Origin of the sequence: Rubrilithobacter danxiaensis, assembly GCF_047272945.1 — a bacterium.
Taxonomy (GTDB): Bacteria; Bacteroidota; Bacteroidia; order Sphingobacteriales; family Sphingobacteriaceae; genus Rubrolithibacter; species Rubrolithibacter danxiaensis.
The window spans coordinates 73,002-95,318 of sequence record NZ_JBKOPS010000006.1; the positions used below are offsets into that span (position 1 = coordinate 73,002).

The following is a 22,317-nucleotide window of genomic DNA, read 5'->3' on the forward strand; positions in this document are numbered from 1 at the left end:
AGCGCAAAATTAAATAAATATAGCATTGCAGATACTCCTGCCGCAAAATTATTACTGTTAATTCTGTATCGCTTAAACGTTGTATGTATAAAAAAGATTTATAATTTTATTTACAAATTAACTATTTATGGGCTTTGTAAAAGAATTTAAAGAGTTTGCCATGCGTGGCAATGTAGTAGATCTTGCAGTCGGTGTAATTATCGGAGCTGCTTTTGGAAAGATCGTTACCTCCCTTGTAGATGATATTATTATGCCACCCATAGGGTATTTAACCGGTGGTGTTGATTTTTCAGAACTTCAATGGGTTTTAAAACCAGCAGATAAGGCAAATAATATTGCGGAAGTTGCTGTTAAATACGGAAATTTTATAAATACAATTATTCAGTTCCTGATAGTAGCTTTTTGTATTTTCCTGATCATAAAGCTGATTAACTCATTGAAACGGGAGAAAGAAGTTGCACCTTCAGTTCCGCCGGCGCCAACAAAAGAAGAAGTGTTGTTAACAGAGATACGCGATATTTTAAAAAGCAAGGCATAAAGAAGTTCTTTTTTAGTTTTGGAATTTGATTTTGAAAAAAAAGCAGCTATATTTGCGCTCTTGTTTTTAAAGCTACTTTATATATAACGTCATGAAAAGAACATTTCAGCCTTCTCAGAGAAAAAGAAGAAATAAGCACGGCTTCAGAGAGCGCATGAGCACTGCCAATGGTAGAAGGGTGTTAGCATCCAGAAGAGCAAAAGGCAGAAAAAGACTGACAGTATCTGACGAGCGTCGTCATAAAGCATAATTTTTGATTGCTTGGCAGCTCTTCGGAGCAAGGCAGATTCTTTTATCTGCATTTAAAGTTGAAGCATTCGAAAATGTATACTTTTAAAAAAGAAGAACGATTATGTAGTAAAAAGCTTTTAGACGAGCTTTTCCATAAAGGTTCTTCTTTTCTTTTATATCCCTACCGGGTAAGCTGGCTCATTACAGAGCTTACAGAAAACGTTCCGGCGCAGGTAGTGATAAGTGTTCCAAAACGAAAATTTAAACGGGCACATGACCGCAATTTGCTGAAGCGGCGTATACGCGAAGCTTATCGTTTAAATAAAAACAATCTTCTGTATCCTTTTCTGAAAGATGAAACTCCTGTTGTTTTTGGTGTAAGTTACATCGGCCGGGAAATTCATGATTTTCAGTTTCTGGAGAAAAAAATCAAAAAGGTATTTGAACAATTAGTGAGGGAGTATGTGGCGAAAACTTTGGGATAACGGTTTAAAACCTTTTATAGGAGGAATATTTTTACTGATAATTAAATTGTACCAGTATTTTCTCTCACCTTTATTAGGTGCTTCCTGCCGTTTTACTCCAACCTGTTCGCAATACGGAGTAGAAGCGATAAAGAAATACGGACCATTTAAAGGCGGATGGCTTACTTTAAAGCGATTGGCAAGCTGCCATCCCTGGGGAAAACACGGTCACGACCCTGTTCCTTAAAATTAAAATTCATTACTGATGTCACTAATTCTTCAACTTGAAACTTCTACATCCTCGTGTTCAGTAGCTTTATCTCTGGAAGGAAAAGTAATTGCATTTGAAGAGAGGGATGAAAAAAATATTCATGCTGCTAAAATTACATTGTTTATTGAAAAGGTGATGGCCGATGCAGCTAAAAGCATGAATGATCTGGATGCCATTGCAGTAAGCAAAGGGCCAGGCTCTTATACAGGGTTGCGTATTGGTGTTTCTGTAGCTAAAGGGCTTTGTTTTGCATTGGATATACCTCTTATTGCTGTAGATACGCTTCAATCGATGACGAAAGGTATAATTGCTTTAAATGTATATGATCAGGATACCTTATTCTGCCCTATGATAGATGCACGCCGAATGGAGGTGTATACCGCTCTTTATAATTCTGAACTGGAAGAGATTTTACCTGTTGAAGCAAAGATTATTGATGAACATGCTTTTGAAGAGGTATTGGAAAAAAAACCGATTGTTTTTTTTGGCGATGGTGCCTCTAAGTGTAAAGCAGTATTGGCTGATAATAAAAATGCTCATTTTTATGCCGAATTCTCAAACTCAGCAAAGCACATGAGTGCGGCGGCATACAGCAAGTTCAGAAGCAGGCAATTTGAAGATACAGCTTATTTCGAGCCTTTTTACCTGAAAGATTTTTTAATCCTGCCCCCGAAGAAATAGTTTTTCTATTTATTCTTCTTAAACAACCTGCTGAATATTCCGGGCCGTTCTTCATTTCGGCCGACTCCCGGTATTGAACTCGCATTGGCATTGTGTTCTACAACGCGTCCAAATTTTACTGCGAAACCCATGTAAAAGGAAGCCCCTGAAGAGTTTCCATTTCCAAGATTATTATCACTTGTTATTATTCCTTTGCCTGTATAGTAAGATCTTAAAAACTGATCACTGCCAATGTAAAACTCAAAATCTGGCGTTTGGATCATGCCCATACCGCCAACCTGCCATAATCCGGTAGTGTTGTACGTGGTTGAAAGGCTGAAATTGAATGCCTTTATTCTGAAACTGTTCATTAAAGCAATATCAGACCCGGGGTAGAAAAGGCTTTTTGAAAGCAGGAGTGAAGGTTTGTAGTTCCCAAACTCGCGGGTGACCAATAATTCAGCTTTGCCGTTAATGGCAGAAACAAAGCCCTTCTGAGCAGCATGTTTCATTATTAAGGTATCTATTCCTTTTCCTAATCTTTTACCTGCATCCTGGCGGGAAGCATTGTCAATGCGTACCGAATCAAGAGAGTTATCAAAAGAGTAGTAATATGATTTTTTACTCCATTTAATTATTCCAAGGTCTTTGATATTACCCATTACAAAAACGCCGTTCCTGAATTTATGATAGCCACTAAGCGTGAACGCCAGGCCGGGGTTTTTGAATCCGGGCAACTTGATGCCAGGGTCTATTTCTTTATACTGATAGTTTGACTTTAATGAACCCTGCAACCGCAAAATGTAATAATCAGCGTCTTTATTAACGGATAACATGGAAGAATCAACTTCTAATTTATTATAAGTTATTCCGCTTAAATAACTTAGCTTAACCCCAAATCCAGTTTTTTTATCTATATCCTGCCGGTAGGTAAAACTTAACTGGTGATACGATTGATTGTTTATTATATTATTAAAGGCGTTTTCGTAATAAGCCTGTTTTCGGAATGGCCCGTAATTATCAAAAATTGCTAAAGTTTCTGTTGTAATATCAGCCTTATTATCGGTGCGTACCTGCCATGCAAACCCTATCTCTTTATTTAAACGTACTGTTTTAAATATTTTAAACATTGCCAGGTAATTATTGGAGCTTATATACAGGTTATTTAGCTCATTATCTCCCACAGTAAGATTACTTCCTTTTACAGAGCCTTGTGCAAGAATATTTTTAACTGCCGGTTGGGCAGGGCCTAAAAAAGCAGCATTAAATCCGGTGGCGGGAATAAGAAAATTGAATGCATATTGCCGTGTAGTATCTGCTTTTGCTGTTTTCTGTGAAGGGTTCTCAAATCCGTCAAACAAAGTATTGGTGTTGTATAAAGAGAACTGTTGCGCAAATGAATAAGTTGAATTTATTAATAAGATTAATAGTAGCAGTCGTAATTTCATTCTTTAAAGTTTGAAAGCACTGATATGATTGCCTTCAGTGCCGCAGATAAGATATCTTTCGCCTTTATTTCCTATTGTTGAAATGGAAAAGTTCGGCTCTCCTTTAAACGGAAATCCTTTAACAAGAGTTCCGTCATCATTAAATAAATAAAGGGATTTATTTTTGCCGCAGTAGATTCCTATCTGATACATAGTATTATTAACAGGAAAAAACGAAGCATCTTCAGTAATAGGGTACGGAAATTCGTAAGTATACAACAATGTATTGTCAGAATCATATACCTCAAGCTGATTAGTATACAGGTAGATCAATTCTTTACTTTCTTCACGGTTTATATTCATTAAATAAAAAAAGTGTTCCGATGGCCAGGAGCCGAAACTTTTATCCGTAACCGTGCCGTTAAAATGGAAATTTAGCAGCGTGCCACTGGTATCAGTAGTCACAATTTTTGAATCTTTTTTCTCTTCTTTCAGATCCAGGTAAAAATGGCCCGCTATTTTTCTTCTTTTCGGATCCTGTAGTTTTTCCGCAAGGTTTCCCTGGTAAGTATAAAAATAGAACGCTCCACTTTCTGTTCCTACAAGCACTCGCTTTTCGGGTTCCGTATCTATGATTTTAATGTCTTCTAAAATGCTCGATTCAAAATGTTTTTTCCATGCTGGAAGCTGTTTTCCTGTCACTGTATAGGCAATAATATCAGCAGTGCAGGGAATGAGGATCTGCAAGTCGGCGGTATCTGTGCTCGTAATACTTAAGCTGTTAGTGGCTTTTTCAGTAAGATCTATGGGAAATGAAGGAAAGGAATTTCCCGTAGTGCGGATTCGATAAAGACGCCTGCTTGTATTGAATAATAAGGAACTATCGCTCAGTTGGAAAACTTTTCCCTGTATTCTTCCGTCTAACTGCGTGCTCCATTGCTTGTTGCCATTTTCAGAAAGGGCGTACAAATTATTTATATTATCTTGTACAAGTATTAGCTTTTGTCCGTTATCTGCCAAAACAACCTGGGGAGTAATAGCATTCCGTCCGTTCATCTTAAATTTCCAGGCTAATTCTTTTTCAGTTTTTTCAGGCGATTTATACTCCGTATATAAATTGGTATAAAACCGGTCGTTCTCTGAACTTAGCTGAAAAGACAGGCCGTAAAAACTCTTCAGGTCATAGTCGTTGTCTTTAAACTTGTTCGAAAAAGAATTTTTGAGTGAAGCGTTCCTTATCCGTTCGGAGTTCCTGGTATGTATAAAGAATAGAACTGTACTTTTTGTAGCAAGATACTGATTGAAATTAGTAAAGTCTGCTTCTTTTATAAGCAGTTTATTTGCTGAATAATCGTTCAGAAACTGCTGAACAGCTGAAGGTGTTTTTCCTGCAATGAGGTAATTGTCAATAATAGTATAAAATGGCCTTGTAAATTCTTTTAAGGCGTCGCCAAAATAATAGTAAAGTAAATTTGAATTATCAAAATGCCGGATAGTTGGCGAGTAGGACGTACTTAGTGGATCAAGTGCCCGCCCAAGTTCCTGTCCGTTGGTAGTTTTTATTGCTGCAACTTTTTCTCTGTTTGCTGCCTGTATCAGGCCAAATTCTTTTCCCCATAATCGCTGCAGATCTTTGCCTGTATTTATTCCTGTTTTTGAATTAATACGCTCTATTTGTTTTTTAAGTGCGTCTGCTTCGCCTCTTTTCTGAAAAAGGTTGTTCAAATCGGCAGAAAAACGATCGGTGTTTGATATACCGAAAAGTATGAAATTTGCCGTGCCTGACGGGATTATTTTCTTTATCGTATTCGGAACAGGTTGCTGATGAAGAAATACGTTCAGATAATTGGCTTCAGAAGTATCGGTTGAAGTCAATCCGTTAAACATCATAACATCGGTTCTGAAATTCATATTCAGAGAAGAGAATCCGTTTAACTGTTTCAGTAAATTGAAATAAGACTGCGGTTTTTCTTTAAAATACTCGCCCAGAAACAAGGGTAGAGTGTTGTGATTTATAAACAGGTTTAAAGGTGAATTTGAATTTTTCTGGCTGTCGTTATTGATTTCGGTTATAAATTCTCTGTCAATTTTTTTAACATCTTTATCCAGAGCTTGTAAAAACAGGTTTTTTGAGAAGCTTCCTGCAGCAATTCCTCTTGAAAGATGTAAGTAAAAAGGCTTATTAAAGTCTTTTACCTCTATTTCGTAATAAGTTTCTCCTTCAAATATATCTTTTTTAAAAGATGTATTTTGAGATTTGAGTAAGATTTTCTCTATATCTTCTGCAGAATAATCAGTGTGCAGAGTTAGCAGCCATAATAATTCTATTCCTGTTGAGGCCGGATGGAATGAAAAATAAATATCTTGCCCGTTAAGTAGCTCATGCAGTTGAGTGTTTTCAATAAAAATGTTTTTTAATTGCAGCAGCTCTGCTGATTTCTGACTGCCAATAACAGCATCAAAAGGCCGGTAATTCCTAAAGATTTCATAAAAAGACGGATCGTTTTTAAATTCCATTACCATTGCTGCATCTGCAGGAATAAATGCAAGCGCCCTGGTATTCTGTTTTGAACCGGTAGCAATATTCGAAAAATACAGTATCGCTACAGCTAAAACAGTAATAAATAACAGAATTATAAAGAGTAGCGTCTTTCTCATCCAATTACAAAAGTATATTTTTAAAGCGCTGCGAAAGAAAATGCTGGAAGGTTTATTAAATTAGCATCTTTTAGAAAATGTATGAATAAACGCCTGGTTCTTATCGCTTCTATATCCGGAATACTTGCTGTATTGCTGGGTGCATTTGGTGCCCATGGATTGAAAGCTCACCTAACTGCTGCTGAATTGGATAATTGGAAAACAGGGGTAAATTACCAGTTTTATCACACCCTTGCGCTTTTGTTCTTATCTCTTATTCCGGAGCATCGCATCAAGCTGATTAATGTTTCTTCTGTCGCATTTATTATAGGGATAATTTTGTTCTCCGGATCACTTTATTTACTTTCAACAAGATCTTTAACAGGGTTTGCTGCTGCTTTTTTAGGGCCTATAACTCCGATAGGAGGGCTAAGTTTTATTATTGGCTGGGCATGTCTCTTTTTTGCTGCCGTAAAGGTTAAAAATGCTTGAACTTAACGAAGGGCTCGGTCAACGTCAAACACTTTTCGTTGAGGTAATATTACCTTTAGCCATTTCGAAAACATATACTTACCGTGTACCTGCTTCTTTAAACGAGCAGGTGCAGATTGGCAAAAGGGTAATTGTGCAATTTGGGAAAAGTAAAATTTATACTGCCATTATCTGTTCTGTTTCAGAAAATCCTCCAGCACTTTACGAAGCAAAATATATTATAGAGGTTTTAGATGAATATCCAATCGTCAATCATCTTCAATTAAAACTGTGGGAATGGATCTCGGATTATTACATGTGCAATGCCGGTGAAGTGATGCAGGCAGCAATGCCGGCAGCCCTAAAGCTTGCAAGCGAAACGAAAATTATACTCCTCCCTCAGCATGAGTTTTCCAAGCAGGAACTTACTGATAAAGAGTACCTGATTGTAGATGCCCTGGAAATTCAACCGGAATTAAAGGTAAGCGATATCAGTAAACTGCTGGGTCAAAAAACTGTTTTTCCGGTTTTGAAGGGTCTTTTTGACAAAGGTATTATCCATATTTCTGAAGAGATATCAGAGCGTTATAAGCCGAGGTATAAGTCATTTATTCAATTAAGTGATTTTTATAATGATCCTGTAAATAAAAAACATCTTTTTGACGAGCTTGGAAGAGCGCCAAAACAACTGGAAGCATTACTGGCTTATATTAAGCTGAGCAGAAATAATCCTAAAATTTCTAAAGCCGAAATACTAGAGGAAAGCAATTGCGGCGATGCGGCAATAAACGCGTTAATAAAAAAAGGTGTTTTTATTAAAGAGGATATTCAGGTGAGCAGGCTGCTTAGTTTGGAACAGGAAAATTCAGAAGAGTTTGAATTAAACAAGGTTCAGCAAGAGGTATTTGATTCAATAAACCAGCAGTTCTCCGATAAAGACGTAGTGTTGTTACACGGCGTAACAGCTTCCGGCAAAACCCAGATCTATATCCGGCTCATCGAGCAGGCAATTCAAAGCGGCCGGAATGTTTTGTATTTACTGCCGGAAATAGCGCTTACGACACACATAATTGAAAGGCTTCGGAAGCATTTTGGTTCATCTATTGGTATTTATCATTCTAAGTTTAATGATAATGAGCGGGCTGAAGTTTGGAATAAAGTTCTAAAAGATGAATACAAGGTAATACTTGGTGTACGCTCTTCAATTTTTCTGCCTTTCAATAACCTGGGATTGATTATTGTGGATGAAGAGCATGAGTCTTCTTATAAGCAATTTGATCCGGCACCACGTTATCATGCAAGAGATTCTGCAATTTATATGGCTTCTTTGCATAAGGCGAAAGTATTATTAGGCTCGGCAACACCATCTTTAGAAAGTTATTCCAATGCTGTGGCAGGTAAATATGGGTTTGCCGAAGTTTTAACACGTTTTGGCTCTGCCCGGCTTCCACAAATTGAAGTGGTTAATATTGAGGAAGAAACAAAACGGAAAACAATTCAATATAATTTTACCAGTGTTTTGGTTAAAGAAATTACAGATGCCCTTGCGAAAAAGGAGCAGGTAATTCTTTTTCAAAACCGCAGAGGATATACGCCTTTTCTACTCTGCCGTACCTGCGGTTTTTCTCCTAAGTGCATTAATTGCGATGTTAGTTTAACCTACCACAAAAGTACCGGAAAACTGCATTGCCATTACTGTGGATATAAGCAGGAAGTAATTTCTGTATGCCCGGCATGCGGATCAACTCATATTGAACAGAAAGGATACGGGACGGAAAAAATTGAAGATGATTTGAGTTTTATTTTTCCTGATGCCAAAATCGGGCGCCTCGATTTTGATGCTACCCGTTCGAAAAATAGCTTTCAGAAGATTCTGGGTGATTTTGAAGAAAAGAAGATCGATGTTCTGGTAGGAACACAAATGGTAGCAAAGGGCCTCGACTTTAACGATGTTACCGTTATCGGCATCATCAATGCAGATAGTTTGCTCAATTATCCGGATTTCAGGGCTTTTGAGAGAAGTTTTCAGTTGCTTGCACAGGTAGCAGGAAGGGCAGGAAGGCGGGATAAGGCTGGTAAGGTTATTATTCAGGCGTATAATTCAAAACACCGGATTTTAGACCAGGTAATACGGAATGACTACCAGGAGTTTTTTCAAACAGAAATGGCCGAAAGAAAGAATTTTCAATATCCTCCTTTTTATCGTCTTATCCAGCTGGATGTAAAACATAAGGACTTTGTACGGCTAAACGCGATAGCAGATAAATTAGCAGTTGAACTGCGGCAGTTATTCGGAGACCGGATTCTGGGTCCCGAAGCACCTTTAATTTCTAAAATCAGGAATTACTTTATTAAAACCGTGATCATAAAAGTGGAGCGTAGCGGAGTTTCAATACAAAAAATAAAACAGGCCCTCAGGGAAGCTTTGTTGAAATTCGAATCAGACAAAGCTCAGAAAGGTGTTTTAATACAAATAGATGTTGATCCTTATTAATCTAACAAGCCGAAGTTATACTGTACCGACAACATGCTGAGGGGTTTTAAAAGAAATTCCCAGTTGGTTGTTTTGTTCAGCGATCTGGTTCGGTTTACATCCTGAGTGGTTTTGTCCTGGCGCTCGTAGTCGTATAAAATGTCCATGCTTCCTTCAAATCCGATAGTCAAATGGTCAACCAGGTTAAATTTAACTCCTATTAAAGGTGTCAGCATAGCTCCGTTTTTTGAAGTGTTAACATCATACGGCGTGGTTGTGCCTACTGATGAGGCATTTGTAACATCGCCGGTAAATTTTGTTCTTCTGTATCCCAGGTCAAAGCCATAGTAAGGCTGAATAGTTGAATAAGAAATGGCTTTTTCAAATCCCATCTTTAATGAGAAATCTGTTAATTTACCTGCTGCTATTTCGCACTCAGCGCAATTATTCTTAAAAGAATAATCTTTCCGGTAAAAATTCCCCGAAAAGCGATAGCTGATCTGGTTGTCGTTTATTTTAAAGATTAAACCGCTGAAAGGAGTTTTAATAAAATTATCTGTATTTACCTGATTCAGAATCTTGGGGAATTGCTCAATGCCCAGCACTTTTACAGCAACAGAATAATTATACGACCGGTTACGCTGATAGGAATTGTTTTTCCATGCAGAAAGATCGGGTGCTTTTAAGGTGTCAATGCGTACAATTTGAGCTTTTAATTCAAAAATAATTGTGCAAAGAAGTATAATTAGTAAGACACTTTTTTTCATTATATCTGTTTTAAAACAAGTAATGGTTGCCGGATTAGCGAAAATAAGGCCAATGATAACCAATTCATTAATAATTTTAAAAGAAAGAAATAGTTTTTTATGTGATAAATTTCTTTCTGGGAAGTATTTTTGAAACCCAAATGGCATACAAATATGTAGATAATTACCGGGAAAGAGGAGCGAGAAAGCGCCTGGTTACGCAGTTAAAAGAAAAGGGCATCAGCGATGAAGAAGTATTGCATGCAATCGGAAAAGTTCCTCGCCATTTCTTTTTTGACGAAACTTTCTGGAACCAGGCTTATAAAGACATCGCTTTTCCGATAGGCGAGGGGCAAACCATTTCACAGCCTTATACGGTAGCTTATCAAACGCAACTGCTGCATATAAAAAAGGGAGATAAAGTTTTAGAAATAGGTACTGGCTCTGGCTACCAAACCTGTATTTTGCTTGAACTGGGAGCAAAAGTGTATACCATTGAGCGGCAGGAAAAGCTTTTTGAAAGAACAAAAACCGTGCTGCCCAGGATGGGATATCAGGCTGAGTTTTTTTGTGGCGATGGTTCCAAAGGAATTCTCGATAAGGCACCTTATGATAAGATATTAGTCACCGCGGGAGCGCCTTTTGTTCCTGAAGTGTTGCTGAAACAACTAAAAATAGGTGGTATTGTAGTTATCCCGGTAGGAGATGAAAATACGCAAAAAATGATTACTGTTTTACGGGTTTCGGAAACCGATTATGAAAAGATAGAACTGGATACCTTTCGTTTTGTGCCTCTGGTTGGCGACCAGGCCTGGTAAGATAAAGAAAGCTCTTTTTGCTTTTGAGGAGTGTGTTTAAGCAGCAATTGCGGCAATCTATAAAAGAAAATTACAGATTGCCGCAAATTGATTTTTGCTTCGATTTATTTTTGAAAGGTAATTTATTTTACCACTTTCATAATTCCCTGCATGGAATAAAAATGCCCCGGAACAGAACATTCATAAGTATACTCTCCCGGCTGTACAGGTGCTGTAAAATAAATAGTTTCTGAAGTATTTGGTTGAAGCAGTTTGGTATGATGAAGAACATTGCTGGTGTTGGGGATGTAGTTTTTCTCCTGCCCCTCCAGACCAAGTTTCATAGCCGCTTCACCTACTTTTATAGCTGTTCCGGGCATTACAACTACAAAGTTGTGAAGCATGTCGTCGTTATTTGTAAATACCACTTTTACCTTACTTCCGGCTCTTACCTGAAATTGAGAAGGGCTAAATTTCAGTCCGGGTTTTGTTCCCATATTAATCGTATAGTCTGCTTCGCCCCAGGCTGCCGGCATTTTAGTGATCCTTTTGCCGTTAACAGCAGCAGTTTTAGCAGTTACAGTGCTTTTTCCGGTTCCTGAACTTTTCATTTTCATAGGTTCCGTTTTATGAGAATGGGCCGGAGCAGGAAAATTTATTGCGAGTTTTTCGCCATCAGGAACAGAGTTTAGTGTATAGTATCCAACAGCATGCAGTAAAGGTTTACCATCGGCAGACCTTACGCCTTCCGCAGTTATTTCATGAATATATCCTAATCTTAAATTATCTACTACCAGCCTCGCTCTCATGCCATCATCCGAAACCACTACTCCTTTTATCGGGCATTCTTCATTATTTATTACAGGGCTTCCGTAAGTAGAATGATATTTATAATTGAATCCTTTGACGTTGTAGGAGCCAGGATCAGTTGCAGTTGCTTTATTAACGGGTGCGGTGAAATGAATTTCAAATCCGTCAGGCTTTGCCCTGATGGTTTTCATTTCAAAAGGTGTTTTTCCTGTCCATACAACCCGTTGTAAACTGAACAGCTCTTTTCCTGTTGATGACCATCCTCTGCTTGTCATACCAACAAACATAGAAGCGTCATGCCCCCAAACCATCCGTAATATTCCTGAAGAAAAACCTTCACGAAATGGAAAAACCACGCCCTGATATTTTCCTTTTACTTTTTCAAGATCCACACGTGTAATTATACTTTGTCCCTGGTCGCCTACAAAAAGCTGATTTTCAAAGGGGCCGAATTTTCCGTTTGTATTATCATTCAGCAAGCCCGAAGTTGAAATCCCTAAAATTCCATGAGGAAGCCATACCGCCGGGGCTTTTAAATCCGGAACCCGTTTTGCAACATCGTATAAAGGTTCGCCCGTGTTTGGAACGTCTTCGGGCCGAAGTTTCAGTGGTGAACAGGGAAGATTGGTCCATTTTAAGCTTTCAGCATTTCCTAAAAAATCCCCTTTTTCAACTTGTGATATTCTACCAGAACCTACCCAGTCTCCCTGGTTTTCTGTATAGAAAAAATCTCCGGCAGCATTCATTCCATAGCCGGCAGGTGATCTCATTCCCGCGGCAAAAGGAACCATCTTGCCGTCTGGAGTGATTTCCAGTGTCCAGCCTCTCCATGGAACCAGACTAATGCCATGGCCCAAACTATTGCTCCATCCCAGATTTAAGGTTACCAGCATATTGCCATTAGGTAAGAAAGTTGGACCGTATGAATACTCGTGGTAATTTCCGGATAAGGGCCAGGAATAGATTTTGTCATATGAGTCGGCCACTCCGTCTCCGTCTTTATCTCTTAACCGCGTGAGTTCACTTCTTTGTGTTACATAAATGTCCCCGTCTTTATAAGCCAAACCAAGCGGCTCGTGAAGGCCATAAGCAAAACGACGATAGGAAGGCCTTTCAGTTCCTTTTATATATGGATTGCTGACGATCCAAACTTCTCCTCTTCGTGTACAGATTGCCAGGCTGCCGTCAGGCAGAGTTGCCATGCCTCCAACTTCCAGTATAACATCTTCCGGAACAGGTAAGGATATTAATTTGTAAAAATCATCTTCCTTTTCAGGCTCCTGATCAACCTTCGCAAGTCCGGCGGGAGGTGGTGCAGGTTGTTTGCTTCCTGTAGCAGGATTTACTTTTTTAGTCTGCGCCGATGTTACGGATGACAGCACAAAGAGGAGTAATATGACTTTAGATATTCGGTTGATATATAGTATCATGATTTCTTCTTAGAAAATTAATTACCAGATGATAGAGTAGTTAACGGTATTGTCTATGGGCACAATCAGTTCTTTAAGGCCTTTGCTATTGGTTCGGATAAGAGGTTTTTTTATATCCTTCAGGTCTATATAAAACTGTTTGTTATTGATAGCATAAAGTCCGTTTGCTAATTTTTCAATTTCATTGCTTTCTGCAACAAGAGCCCATAAATCCTTATCTGCTTTATTGGTAATTTCAATAATATGTGTTAATTTCTTTCCTCCGTCTTCCGAAATAAATGATTCTCTCACAGGAGTATTTCCTAATGTGTACTTTATTATCGGACGGTCATTCTCCACGTCATAACCTGAATAATTATAGGTTAAGTTTGAATCAGGCCATGCAGCATTTTTGTCTGAGAGAAAAGCAAGTGCAGGTTTAGCAGGAAGTTCGGTAACACTTCCCAGCGGAACTGCAAGTTGTGTTTCGCCGCGACCATACCACATTTGGGTAGTTTCAAGAAAATCGCCACGCCATATTTGGATAAATTCTCCGCGTTTCAGATCGTAAGTATAATTTGCGTCTCCGGGTTCTGCTACAGAAATTACATGCGTTTTTTTAGTGCCGTGGTTGTTTACAAAACCTCTTTGCATAACCGGAACACCTTTACTGAGCACCTTTATTGCACCTACAGCCTCTACTTCCGGAATTACCGGATTTAAGATGGTATATGGAACGCCAGGCCCCTCAATACCCAAAACGATATCGTTACTTCTGGCATACCACAAGCCAAAATTTTTATAATAATTAAGTTCGAATGGAAGTTTGCCCGCTTGTAAATCAACAAGTGCTGTTGCAGTTCCTCCTTTAGTCCCTTCAATCGCCAGTATTTTTTTTCCTCCGATCATTAATTCGCCTGCTCCATTCGGATTTTGTGGATTAGTTTCTGAAGGAATCCACTTGAGATCAAGATTTATCAGGTATTTTCCGGAAACAGGCACATTTAGTGTTCCGGTTATCTTGCCGCCAAACTTATCTTTACTTCCCGGAGCAGCGTGAGCAAGCAGGTCCACAGCCATTTCTCTTTTAAAAGTCGAAGCGTTCAGGTCGGAGAAAGATTTGAATGAGCCGTCGTAGGAGCTTAGTTTCATGCCGGTAAGGGTTACTGCCTCTGTTCCGTAAGCTTTATATTTTATATTTCGGATTGCTACAGCACCGTGGTCGCCCTGTATCATTAAAGGTCCCAGCGGTTTTTCATCTTCAAAGGCTGCAGCCCTGGTAGGCCCTGTAACTTCAATGTTTTCGTGAATAACAACACCGTTATGAATAACCTTCACAAATTTGGCATTCTCAATTTTTTCTCCTTTTGAATTAAATCTGGGCGCTCGGAAGATGATGCGGTAATGTTGCCATAATCCGGGCGCTTTTGCTACGTTCTGTGCCGGAGCATGTCCCTCATATCCTTTAAATCCTTCCGGCCGGCTTTCATCCCAGCGTTGATAGATAGCTCCGCAATCTGTAACTTTTGATTTTTCTACTCCCCAGCTATCAAACATTTGAATTTCATACCTTCCCTGCAGGTATACGCCGGCATTAGAGCCTTTATCCATCATGAAATCAAGTTCGAGGTCCAGATCGCCGTGTTCGAAATTGGTGAAAAGATGATCGTGGCTTTTTGAGGAGGGATCGTTTACCAGAATTCCATTGCCGGATTTTGTTGAACCTTTACCCTCTTTATTAATGTCGTAATAAACATCACCTGCAACTTTCCAGTTTCCATTGGTAGATTTAAAATCTTTCAGGCTGCTTAAATCGAGGGTAGAATAAGGAAGTTCAGATTGTGCTAAGACCTGATAACAGTTTAACAGGATTAGAGCAATAATAAAATTAAAACAACGTCGCATGAATATAAAGGTTGTATAAATGATTATAAATAGTTGGTTTTGTAAAGGCAGTTAAGTAGTTATATCAATTGTTTCTTTTACATTTATCTTTCAAAAATAGCATTTATGCCTTTATTTTTTTTAATATTTACAGTTTAATTGCTGTTACACTTTTACATTAATATATAGCTTTAATCAGAAATTCTCTGCCGTTAAATGCAACTACATTTCCGGCTGTTCTTCCTTTAAATTTAAAACCAATAGGAGAGGTTGGGGCGATAGCAAAAAATAGTTCATTCTCAATACGAACCTGCCCTGCACTTATTGCAAAATAGAAATTTCCGTTACTGGTATAAATTAAACTCCCAGCTTGTATTGTTTTTGACGTGTTTTCGGGGCTTATCTGCAGTAAGGCATGATGAAGTTTTTTAGCTTCCAGTAACTGCACCTGGTTTCTTGAAATTTCCTGCTGCATCATTTCTCTGGTTGTTTCATATTTATCGCCGGCACTGCTTTTGGTATCATCTTTTGAAGCTTCCTGTGCAGATATAATTGCATTCTCGGCAGTGCTGATTCTATCCTCAATGTATTTCAAACAATGCCGGTATAACTTCTCCTTAATTTCAAACATTTTGCAAGATTATACTTTATTTTGGTAACTGCCTGTATTTGTAAACCCTAATAGTTAAAAATGAAAAATTATAGCCTGGTTTTTCTCTTCCTGATTTTTTCCTCAGCGCTTTTTGCTCAGAAAATTGACTCGGTTGCGCCTGGAATATGGAAAATAAGCTATGGTATTCCCCAACAACATTTGCCTGATGAATTTAAAGAACCTTTAAAGCTTCAGGAGTTAAAGAACGTTTCTGCTGTAGATAAACCTCCTTTCGACTTAAAAGATGTGCAGTTTAGATTGCTTAACGGAGGCGTTCTGGCAGAAATGAAGGTGGAGGAGGCAGAACGTTTTTATGGTTTCGGAATGCAAACAAACAGCTTTGAGCAGCGTGGAATGCGGCGGGAAATCAGAACCAACAGCTGGACAGCAGGAAATGTAGGCTTTGGCCACGCGTCCATGCCATTTTATATTTCATCTAAAGGTTACGGCGTACTTGTTAATTCTTCACGTTATGTTACTTTTTACATGGCTTCCAAAGGTAAACTGGATGATAGTGTGAAAAAACAGATTGCCGATCAGAAGGAGAAAAAAATTGCCTTAAGCACGGTTGATTTGTATGGAAAATCAGTTACTCCTTCAAACGAAGTAAGCATTCATATTAATGGTACTCAGGGTATTGAACTTTATATATTTGCCGGTCCGCAAATGAAAGAAGTGCTTCAGCGCTATAATCTCTTCTCAGGCGGCGGCTCATTACCGCCAATGTGGGGCCTGGGATTTAAGTACCGGGCAAAGGCGACTTTTACAGATCAACAGGTTTTAGAAACAGCCGACTATTTCAGGAAAAATAAAATTCCTTGTGATGTAATTGGACTGGAGCCCGGCTGGCAAACAGCCGCCTATTCCTGCTCTTTTATTTGGAATAAAAAGAATTATCCCGATCCCTATTCTCTTACGCATAAAATAAATGACCAGGGTTTTAAATTGAATTTGTGGGAACATGCCTATACGCATCCAAGTTCACCAATATTCAATAAAATAGTTCCTTATTCTGCAGATTATACGGTTTGGGGGGGAGCAGTGCCAGATTTTATAACCCCTCAAGGCCGTGAAATATTTACTACTTATCATGAAAATGAATTTTTAAAGAAAGGAATTGCAGCATTTAAACTCGATGAATGTGACGCAGCCAATTTTGAACTCGCCCATCGTGAATGGAGCTTTCCTGATATTGCAGAATTTCCTTCAGGTTTAGACGGGGAACAAATGCGCCAGCTATTCGGATTGCTTTACCAGAAATCCATGCTGGAGATGTATAAAAAGAATAACATTCGAACCATGTTTGATGTTCGGGCTTCTTATTTATTTGCTTCTCCCTACAATTCGGCTTTGTATTCAGACATGTATAGCCACGGGGATTTTGTACGAATGATTGTTAATTCTGGTTTTGCAGGAGTAAACTGGTCGCCTGAATTAAGGGAAACATCTTCGGAAGCCGATCTTATTCGTCGCTTGCAAACCACGGTTATGTCTTCTCAGATGGTTGCCAATTGCTGGTATCTTGATCTGCCGCCGTGGCTGCAATACGATGCTGATAAAAATACCCGGCACGAACTGCTTCCAAATCATAAAGAACTGGAGGTGAAAGCCAAAAAACTGATTGAATTGCGAATGCGTTTAATTCCCTATCTGTACAGCGCTTTTGCGAAGTATCATTTTCAGGGAGTTCCGCCTTTCCGTGCTCTAGTAGTAGATTTTCCGAAAGATAAGGAAGTCTGGAAAATTGATGATCAATACCTGATGGGTGATAATATTATGTGTGCTCCTTTTATTGACGGTTCGTCTACCCGAAAGATTTATTTCCCCGAAGGTATCTGGTATGATTTTAATACTAACAAAAAATACGAAGGAGGGAAAAGCTATACAATTACGATGTCTTTAGATGAAATACCCATGTTCATAAAAGATAGCACTATATTGCCTTTAGCCGAGCCTGTTCAGTTTATTTCCCCTTCAACCACGTTTAAAATACATTGTAAAGTATATGGAGATCCGCATCAGCCGGTTCATCTGTTTTCTGATAACAGTACAAATCTCGATTTTGAAAAAGGGCTGTACAGTCAGGCCGAACTTTTATGGAAACGGAAGAAAGGGAAAGTTACTTATGCAGGAAAATATCCCGAAAAACGGTATAAAGTGGTTTCCTGGGAAGTAGTAAAATAAAGGGGTTTTTATTAAGACAATTTTCAGACTGAGACTCTTACGCTTGTTTTGTATCCATTAATTTCATTATATGGTCTGAAAGGCGCAGGGTTAATGCAATTAATGTTAAGGTAGGATTTGCAGTGCCTCCTGTAGTATAACAGGATGAACCGGCAATATGTAAATTGCTTATCCCATGCACCTTACAGTTTGCATCCACCACCCCTTCTTTAGGGTCGTGGTGCATACGCGTGGTGCCCATGTGGTGCCAGCCTCCTCCTAAAATAGAAGGCCAGTTGCTGTCGTTCTCATCCTGCAGCCAGTCCATCACACGTACCCGGCCAATTCCCGATAACCCGCATTGCTGCCCGATCAGTTCGTAAAGTTTTCGTATACTTCTTTTTTCTAACGACGTCAGGTTCCAGTTTAATAGTACTCGTGGCATTCCCAGTGCATCGGTTTCTTTATCAAGTGTTACTCTTGAAAGCGGGTTAGGCGACTGCTCCATCCGTGTAAACAAGGTAAACTGCTTATATGTGCCCGGTGGCCGTTCCGGCATTTTACCTTCTTTATAGTTTTTTTCTCTTTCTTTCCATTGTTCAACCGAAACCTGCGCACTATCGGAAAAAGTATCTATAAACGCAGGTTGTTCTTTTCCCATGTATGGCATGAGGGAAGCTGTTCCGTTAAGGATTTGCAGTTCTTCCTGCTTCTTTTCTGTCACTGCCAGTTCTGCACGAGCTTTTGTGGTGAAAAACTCCCACATATACAATTTAAGAGATTGCGGTGCCGTTAAAAACAAATCTCCTGAGTAAACTTCCAGGTGTTCCATAAAATGCCTGCCGACATTGTCGTAGTCATTACCTAATCCTTTTGGAGCCTGCTTATTGGATGCAAGCAGTAATCTTGCATTTTGAATAGAACAACAAGCTAGTACAAAATGCTTCGCCTTTACCCTGTGCTCTTTCCCCGCTAGGTTTTTTATATGCACTTCCTCTACTTCTGAGACGGAATCAGTTGTTTTAATGTTGTTTACATTGGCATAAGTATATAAGTGAATGTTCTTTGCTTTTACTATAGCCTCCCGGTATTTAGTTCCGAAGCGGGTTGGAGGGCTAAATTGCCAGATCTTATTCCAGATAACATCTTTATCAAACGGAAGCGGGATCAGTCCCTCGTTTTTCTGCTGCCAGTATTCCAGATCGTATTCATACGGGCCAAGTTCAACCAGTTTATGTGCACGTGGATAAAAAGGGTCCAGATCTTCTCTTTTAATCGGCCAGCCGCTTTTGGGTACCCAGGCTCTCTTTTTAAAGTCGATTGGATCATAGGTAGAGCAGAAACCCGCCCAGTGTCCTGTTGTTCCGCCAAAATAATGCAAACGTGCCGACTGTAGGGGGTAATACCGCTGGCCTTCTGTTTTTCCACGGTATAAATCCTGTATTTCGGTTTCAACTTCAAAACCACCACCTTCCAGTAAAATAACTTTATAGGGTGTATTAATCCATTGAAGAGCCATACTTATTCCCGCTGCACCTGCACCAACAATGCAAATATCACCTTCAATTACAGAATTGTTTTCTAAAGTTCTGGCGTCAATATGCATAGGATTACGAGTGAATAAGTGAATAAAGGGCACATTGGCGTCCTTCGGTTACAGAAAGTATCCAGCCTTTAAGTGTTAGTATTTTTTTCAACCGGAAATCCTGTTGTATTTTTTTATCCAGTAGGGTTTGAATAGCAGAAAGAGATGCTGTTTCAGAAACGGCGTTTCCTTTCTCATCAGTTAACAGTAAACTTTCCAGAGTGGCGGATTTTGCTTCTTCCGGAAATCTTCTCAGATAATCTTTACCAATAGTTATTACAGTTTTTTCATCGCACAACTGCGATAACAATTGCGGCTTAACCAAAACTCCTTCTACGTCGGAAGTTTTTGTTTTACAACGTACAAATGGAAGCGTAATACCTGCAGCGCCTGCAAATGAAATATAAAGGAAATTTCTCCTGTTCATAACTGGTTTAGGATGTCGGGAAGATCCTTTATCAAATGTAATCAGTTGGGGTAAAAAAAGAAGTAAAATTACTTTTACAAAAAAAGGAGTGTTTCATCAACAACTCCTGATTTATCCGCAAGCTTTTAATAAACGGATATCTTTTAAGTTTAGTATAGTAAACTCATTGAGGTCAGAGATGGATTCGAACCACCATAAGAAGTCTTGCGGACTTCCGCCTTCCGATCGGCCATCTGACCATATTATTAATTAATAACTTTTACTTGAACAATAAAAAGTTTTTATAGTTTTTGACTTTTTGAATTTAGTCGTTATCAATTTGAATTAAAAGGAATTAATTTGAAGAGGACATCATTTTGTACATGGCAGTGACAAAGATGTTACAAAGTATGTTAAGTAAGATAATTAAACAGATTAGAATCTTAATGAACCTGTTTATTATACAAATTACACTGAGGCTGCAAGGGGGAATTTCAAACTTCGTACTTTTACCGCAATGTCAGCAAACTTCAATCAACCGGATACCATAGTTGCCTTAGCCACCCCTTCGGGGGCAGGGGCCATTGCCGTTATCCGCCTCTCGGGTCACGATGCAATTACCATTGTAAATAAGGTGTTCAGAGGCAAAGATCTCAGTAAACAGCAATCGCATACTATTCATTTTGGCACCATCCGGGATGAAGAACATATTTTAGATGAAGTACTCGTGTCAATCTTTGTTTCTCCACATTCTTATACAAAAGAGAATGTAGTTGAAATTTCTACCCACGGATCAAAATACATTATCGAAAGTATTATTAAACTGATGATCCATAATGGCGCAAGAGCGGCAAAACCCGGAGAGTTTACTTTAAGAGCTTTTTTAAATGGCGGCCTGGACCTTTCGCAGGCGGAGGCGGTTGCAGATCTGATTGCTTCCAATTCTCAGGCATCTCATCAGGTTGCATTGCAGCAAATGCGGGGTGGATTCTCTAATGAGCTCAAAAATTTAAGAGAACAACTGATCCATTTTGCTTCGATGATAGAATTGGAACTCGATTTTGCGGAAGAAGATGTGGAATTTGCCAACCGGGATGATCTTAAAGGGTTAATTATTCGAATTAATAACATCTTGAATCGACTTATCCACTCTTTCGAGCAGGGAAATGTGCTGAAAAACGGTGTTCCCATTGTTATTGCAGGTAAGCCAAATGTTGGAAAATCAACTTTGCTGAATGCTTTTTTAAACGAAGAGCGTGCCATTGTTTCTGATATTGCCGGAACTACACGCGATACAATTGAAGATGAAATAAATATAGCGGGAATAACTTTTCGATTTATTGATACTGCCGGAATTCGTCACACAGAAGACATTATAGAAGCGAAAGGTGTGGAACGTACGTTGGAAAAGATGAAACAGGCCCGGCTTATAATTTATCTCGTTGATCCCGGACAAACTTTCGCAGAAATAGAAGAACAAATTAAAGATACCTCCCTGCTAAATATTCCGCTGGTACTGGTAGTGAATAAAAGCGACCTGATTAGTCCCCAGAAACAGCAGGAGTTTGCTCATTTCAGTCCGAATTATATTTCAGCCAGGAATAATGAGGGAATTAATGAACTGCAAGAGGAGATTTTAAGAAAAGTAAACCTCCATAACATCAACACAGATGATATTATGGTAACCAATATACGTCATGTTGAGGCATTACGTCATACGCAGGAAGCACTCGAACGTGTACTTTATGGTATTGATAACCCCGTTACTTCTGATTTCCTTTCTATGGACATTAAACAGGCATTGTATTATCTGGGAGAAATTACCGGAACAGTGACGACAGATGATTTGCTGGATAATATTTTTAGTAAGTTCTGTATCGGCAAATAAACGGACAATAATTCGCAAAATAAGCTCGTAGTAAAAATAGGAAATCCGCTGTATTTGAATGATATAGCGGATTTTTTATTATTTTTGTTTTCGAAGTTTTTTGATGGTTTGAGTGTTTTCGTTGCCTATTTGTACCTCAATCCTCGAAATTATCATTTGTCTTATGTTAGGAGAAATTACTTGTCTTATTTAAACTTATTTAAACTAGCTGCTCCTTATTTATATTTATTTAGAACAAGAAGTATGAGTTCAAATATTCGAATTAGCAGAATATGTCAGCATTGTGGCAAGGGGTTTACCGCAAAGACTACAGTTACAAAATACTGTTCTGATCCCTGCGCAAAAAGGGCCTATAAGCAAAAAATCAAGGAATCAAAGATTGAACGTAGTAAGGAAGAGACCAAAGAAATTATAGTTAATTCATTTGGGAATGTGAAGGATAAAGAATATCTGTCCGCGAAAGAGGTAGCATTTCTTTTGGGCTGTTCAAAACAGGCAGTTTATGGGATGATTAATTCCGGAAGATTGATTGCAGGTAAAATAAGTGAAAGAAGAACAGTGATAAAGCGGTCAGAAGTTGAAAAGCTTTACGAATCTTCTATACCTGAAAAGATTTTTAAGGTAGAACCCAAAAAGAATGTATATAAAATAGAAGATTGTTATACCATCGCTGAAGCTGAGGCGAAATCTCAAATGTCTTCAAAAGCCTTGTATGACTATATTAAAAGAAATGATATTCCTAAGATTCAAAAAGGAAAATTTGTTTATGTGCCTAAAGCATTAATTGATCCATTGTCGAAATAAT

Annotated in this window: 19 protein-coding genes; 11 read left to right on the forward strand and 8 right to left on the reverse strand. The window is 38.7% G+C overall.

The window, feature by feature from the left end; genetic code table 11:
- Positions 1 to 127: 127 nt before the first annotated feature.
- The 5 genes from mscL to tsaB all read left to right on the forward strand — a co-directional run bounded on the left by mscL (position 128) and on the right by tsaB (position 2,185).
- The gene (mscL, locus tag ACLCDL_RS09040; RefSeq protein ID WP_423147963.1) at positions 128 to 538 is read left to right on the forward strand and encodes a large-conductance mechanosensitive channel protein MscL; all 411 of its coding nucleotides are present in this window, start codon (positions 128 to 130) and stop codon (positions 536 to 538) included.
- A 91-nt stretch (positions 539 to 629) separates the two neighbouring features.
- Positions 630 to 788: a 50S ribosomal protein L34 gene (gene rpmH, locus ACLCDL_RS09045; protein WP_017258626.1), complete on the forward strand. Its 159-nt coding sequence runs from the start codon at positions 630 to 632 to the stop codon at positions 786 to 788.
- A gap of 73 nt (positions 789 to 861) precedes the next feature.
- Entirely contained in the window at positions 862 to 1,254 is a 393-nt protein-coding gene (locus ACLCDL_RS09050; protein WP_423147964.1) for a ribonuclease P protein component, read from the forward strand.
- Complete coding sequence (gene yidD / locus ACLCDL_RS09055) at positions 1,232 to 1,480, forward strand: membrane protein insertion efficiency factor YidD (RefSeq protein ID WP_423147965.1); 249 nt, start codon at positions 1,232 to 1,234, stop codon at positions 1,478 to 1,480. Before ACLCDL_RS09050 ends, yidD begins: the two co-directional genes overlap by 23 nt.
- An 18-nt stretch (positions 1,481 to 1,498) precedes the next feature.
- A complete protein-coding gene (gene tsaB / locus ACLCDL_RS09060) occupies positions 1,499 to 2,185 on the forward strand; it encodes a tRNA (adenosine(37)-N6)-threonylcarbamoyltransferase complex dimerization subunit type 1 TsaB (protein WP_423147966.1) in 687 nt (228 codons plus the stop codon).
- A gap of 5 nt (positions 2,186 to 2,190) precedes the next feature.
- Here tsaB and ACLCDL_RS09065 read toward each other — a convergent pair whose 3' ends face one another.
- Together ACLCDL_RS09065 and ACLCDL_RS09070 are read right to left on the reverse strand one after the other, a co-directional pair.
- Positions 2,191 to 3,612, reverse strand: coding sequence for a DUF5723 family protein (locus tag ACLCDL_RS09065; protein WP_423147967.1), 1,422 nt, complete (start codon positions 3,610 to 3,612; stop codon positions 2,191 to 2,193).
- A gap of 3 nt (positions 3,613 to 3,615) precedes the next feature.
- The gene (locus ACLCDL_RS09070; RefSeq protein ID WP_423147968.1) at positions 3,616 to 6,249 is read right to left on the reverse strand and encodes a hypothetical protein; all 2,634 of its coding nucleotides are present in this window, start codon (positions 6,247 to 6,249) and stop codon (positions 3,616 to 3,618) included.
- An 81-nt stretch (positions 6,250 to 6,330) separates the two neighbouring features.
- On the opposite strand from ACLCDL_RS09070, the gene ACLCDL_RS09075 reads away from it, so the two are divergent.
- Both ACLCDL_RS09075 and priA read left to right on the forward strand, forming a co-directional pair.
- A complete protein-coding gene (locus tag ACLCDL_RS09075; protein WP_423147969.1) occupies positions 6,331 to 6,720 on the forward strand; it encodes a DUF423 domain-containing protein in 390 nt (129 codons plus the stop codon).
- Positions 6,713 to 9,193, forward strand: coding sequence for a replication restart helicase PriA (gene priA, locus ACLCDL_RS09080; RefSeq protein ID WP_423147970.1), 2,481 nt, complete (start codon positions 6,713 to 6,715; stop codon positions 9,191 to 9,193). The genes ACLCDL_RS09075 and priA overlap by 8 nt, the downstream gene beginning before the upstream one ends.
- On the opposite strand, the gene ACLCDL_RS09085 is transcribed toward priA, so the two are convergent.
- On the reverse strand, positions 9,190 to 9,939 hold the full coding sequence (locus tag ACLCDL_RS09085) for a hypothetical protein (protein ID WP_423147971.1): 750 nt from the start codon (positions 9,937 to 9,939) through the stop codon (positions 9,190 to 9,192). The genes priA and ACLCDL_RS09085 overlap by 4 nt on opposite strands.
- Positions 9,940 to 10,079: 140 nt before the next feature.
- Here ACLCDL_RS09085 and ACLCDL_RS09090 point away from each other — a divergent pair, with 140 nt between their 5' ends.
- On the forward strand, positions 10,080 to 10,736 hold the full coding sequence (locus ACLCDL_RS09090; protein ID WP_423147972.1) for a protein-L-isoaspartate(D-aspartate) O-methyltransferase: 657 nt from the start codon (positions 10,080 to 10,082) through the stop codon (positions 10,734 to 10,736).
- Between the two features lie 122 nt (positions 10,737 to 10,858).
- Here ACLCDL_RS09090 and ACLCDL_RS09095 read toward each other — a convergent pair whose 3' ends face one another.
- The 3 genes from ACLCDL_RS09095 to ACLCDL_RS09105 form a co-directional block, all read right to left on the reverse strand.
- Positions 10,859 to 12,955, reverse strand: coding sequence for a plastocyanin/azurin family copper-binding protein (locus tag ACLCDL_RS09095; protein WP_423147973.1), 2,097 nt, complete (start codon positions 12,953 to 12,955; stop codon positions 10,859 to 10,861).
- Between the two features lie 21 nt (positions 12,956 to 12,976).
- Complete coding sequence (locus ACLCDL_RS09100; protein WP_423147974.1) at positions 12,977 to 14,839, reverse strand: 3-keto-alpha-glucoside-1,2-lyase-like domain-containing protein; 1,863 nt, start codon at positions 14,837 to 14,839, stop codon at positions 12,977 to 12,979.
- 157 nt (positions 14,840 to 14,996) lie between these two features.
- Positions 14,997 to 15,449 carry a 3-oxoacyl-ACP synthase gene (locus ACLCDL_RS09105; protein ID WP_423147975.1) on the reverse strand — a complete coding sequence of 151 codons (453 nt, stop codon included), beginning with the start codon at positions 15,447 to 15,449 and terminating at the stop codon, positions 14,997 to 14,999.
- A 60-nt stretch (positions 15,450 to 15,509) separates the two neighbouring features.
- Here ACLCDL_RS09105 and ACLCDL_RS09110 point away from each other — a divergent pair, with 60 nt between their 5' ends.
- On the forward strand, positions 15,510 to 17,654 hold the full coding sequence (locus tag ACLCDL_RS09110; RefSeq protein ID WP_423147976.1) for a TIM-barrel domain-containing protein: 2,145 nt from the start codon (positions 15,510 to 15,512) through the stop codon (positions 17,652 to 17,654).
- A gap of 37 nt (positions 17,655 to 17,691) precedes the next feature.
- Here the strand turns inward: ACLCDL_RS09110 and ACLCDL_RS09115 are convergent, their stop codons facing one another.
- Together ACLCDL_RS09115 and ACLCDL_RS09120 are read right to left on the reverse strand one after the other, a co-directional pair.
- Entirely contained in the window at positions 17,692 to 19,239 is a 1,548-nt protein-coding gene (locus ACLCDL_RS09115) for a GMC oxidoreductase (protein ID WP_423147977.1), read from the reverse strand.
- A gap of 4 nt (positions 19,240 to 19,243) precedes the next feature.
- Positions 19,244 to 19,645 (reverse strand): hypothetical protein, encoded by a 402-nt coding sequence (locus tag ACLCDL_RS09120; RefSeq protein WP_423147978.1) that lies wholly within the window; start codon positions 19,643 to 19,645, stop codon positions 19,244 to 19,246.
- A gap of 496 nt (positions 19,646 to 20,141) precedes the next feature.
- Here ACLCDL_RS09120 and mnmE point away from each other — a divergent pair, with 496 nt between their 5' ends.
- The gene (mnmE, locus tag ACLCDL_RS09125; RefSeq protein ID WP_423147979.1) at positions 20,142 to 21,512 is read left to right on the forward strand and encodes a tRNA uridine-5-carboxymethylaminomethyl(34) synthesis GTPase MnmE; all 1,371 of its coding nucleotides are present in this window, start codon (positions 20,142 to 20,144) and stop codon (positions 21,510 to 21,512) included.
- A gap of 54 nt (positions 21,513 to 21,566) precedes the next feature.
- On the forward strand, positions 21,567 to 22,316 hold the full coding sequence (locus tag ACLCDL_RS09130) for a helix-turn-helix domain-containing protein (RefSeq protein WP_423147980.1): 750 nt from the start codon (positions 21,567 to 21,569) through the stop codon (positions 22,314 to 22,316).
- Position 22,317 lies beyond the last annotated feature (1 nt).

Excerpts from the sequence above, each read along its gene's own strand:
- mscL (WP_423147963.1), top strand. The coding sequence starts at position 128 with ATGGGCTTTGTAAAAGAATTTAAAGAGTTTGCCATGCGTGGCAATGTA.
- rpmH (WP_017258626.1), top strand. The coding sequence starts at position 630 with ATGAAAAGAACATTTCAGCCTTCTCAGAGAAAAAGAAGAAATAAGCAC.
- ACLCDL_RS09050 (WP_423147964.1), top strand. The coding sequence starts at position 862 with ATGTATACTTTTAAAAAAGAAGAACGATTATGTAGTAAAAAGCTTTTA.
- yidD (WP_423147965.1), top strand. The coding sequence starts at position 1,232 with ATGTGGCGAAAACTTTGGGATAACGGTTTAAAACCTTTTATAGGAGGA.
- tsaB (WP_423147966.1), top strand. The coding sequence starts at position 1,499 with ATGTCACTAATTCTTCAACTTGAAACTTCTACATCCTCGTGTTCAGTA.
- ACLCDL_RS09065 (WP_423147967.1), bottom strand. The coding sequence starts at position 3,612 with ATGAAATTACGACTGCTACTATTAATCTTATTAATAAATTCAACTTAT.
- ACLCDL_RS09070 (WP_423147968.1), bottom strand. The coding sequence starts at position 6,249 with ATGAGAAAGACGCTACTCTTTATAATTCTGTTATTTATTACTGTTTTA.
- ACLCDL_RS09075 (WP_423147969.1), top strand. The coding sequence starts at position 6,331 with ATGAATAAACGCCTGGTTCTTATCGCTTCTATATCCGGAATACTTGCT.
- priA (WP_423147970.1), top strand. The coding sequence starts at position 6,713 with ATGCTTGAACTTAACGAAGGGCTCGGTCAACGTCAAACACTTTTCGTT.
- ACLCDL_RS09085 (WP_423147971.1), bottom strand. The coding sequence starts at position 9,939 with ATGAAAAAAAGTGTCTTACTAATTATACTTCTTTGCACAATTATTTTT.
- ACLCDL_RS09090 (WP_423147972.1), top strand. The coding sequence starts at position 10,080 with ATGGCATACAAATATGTAGATAATTACCGGGAAAGAGGAGCGAGAAAG.
- ACLCDL_RS09095 (WP_423147973.1), bottom strand. The coding sequence starts at position 12,955 with ATGATACTATATATCAACCGAATATCTAAAGTCATATTACTCCTCTTT.
- ACLCDL_RS09100 (WP_423147974.1), bottom strand. The coding sequence starts at position 14,839 with ATGCGACGTTGTTTTAATTTTATTATTGCTCTAATCCTGTTAAACTGT.
- ACLCDL_RS09105 (WP_423147975.1), bottom strand. The coding sequence starts at position 15,449 with ATGTTTGAAATTAAGGAGAAGTTATACCGGCATTGTTTGAAATACATT.
- ACLCDL_RS09110 (WP_423147976.1), top strand. The coding sequence starts at position 15,510 with ATGAAAAATTATAGCCTGGTTTTTCTCTTCCTGATTTTTTCCTCAGCG.
- ACLCDL_RS09115 (WP_423147977.1), bottom strand. The coding sequence starts at position 19,239 with ATGCATATTGACGCCAGAACTTTAGAAAACAATTCTGTAATTGAAGGT.
- ACLCDL_RS09120 (WP_423147978.1), bottom strand. The coding sequence starts at position 19,645 with ATGAACAGGAGAAATTTCCTTTATATTTCATTTGCAGGCGCTGCAGGT.
- mnmE (WP_423147979.1), top strand. The coding sequence starts at position 20,142 with ATGTCAGCAAACTTCAATCAACCGGATACCATAGTTGCCTTAGCCACC.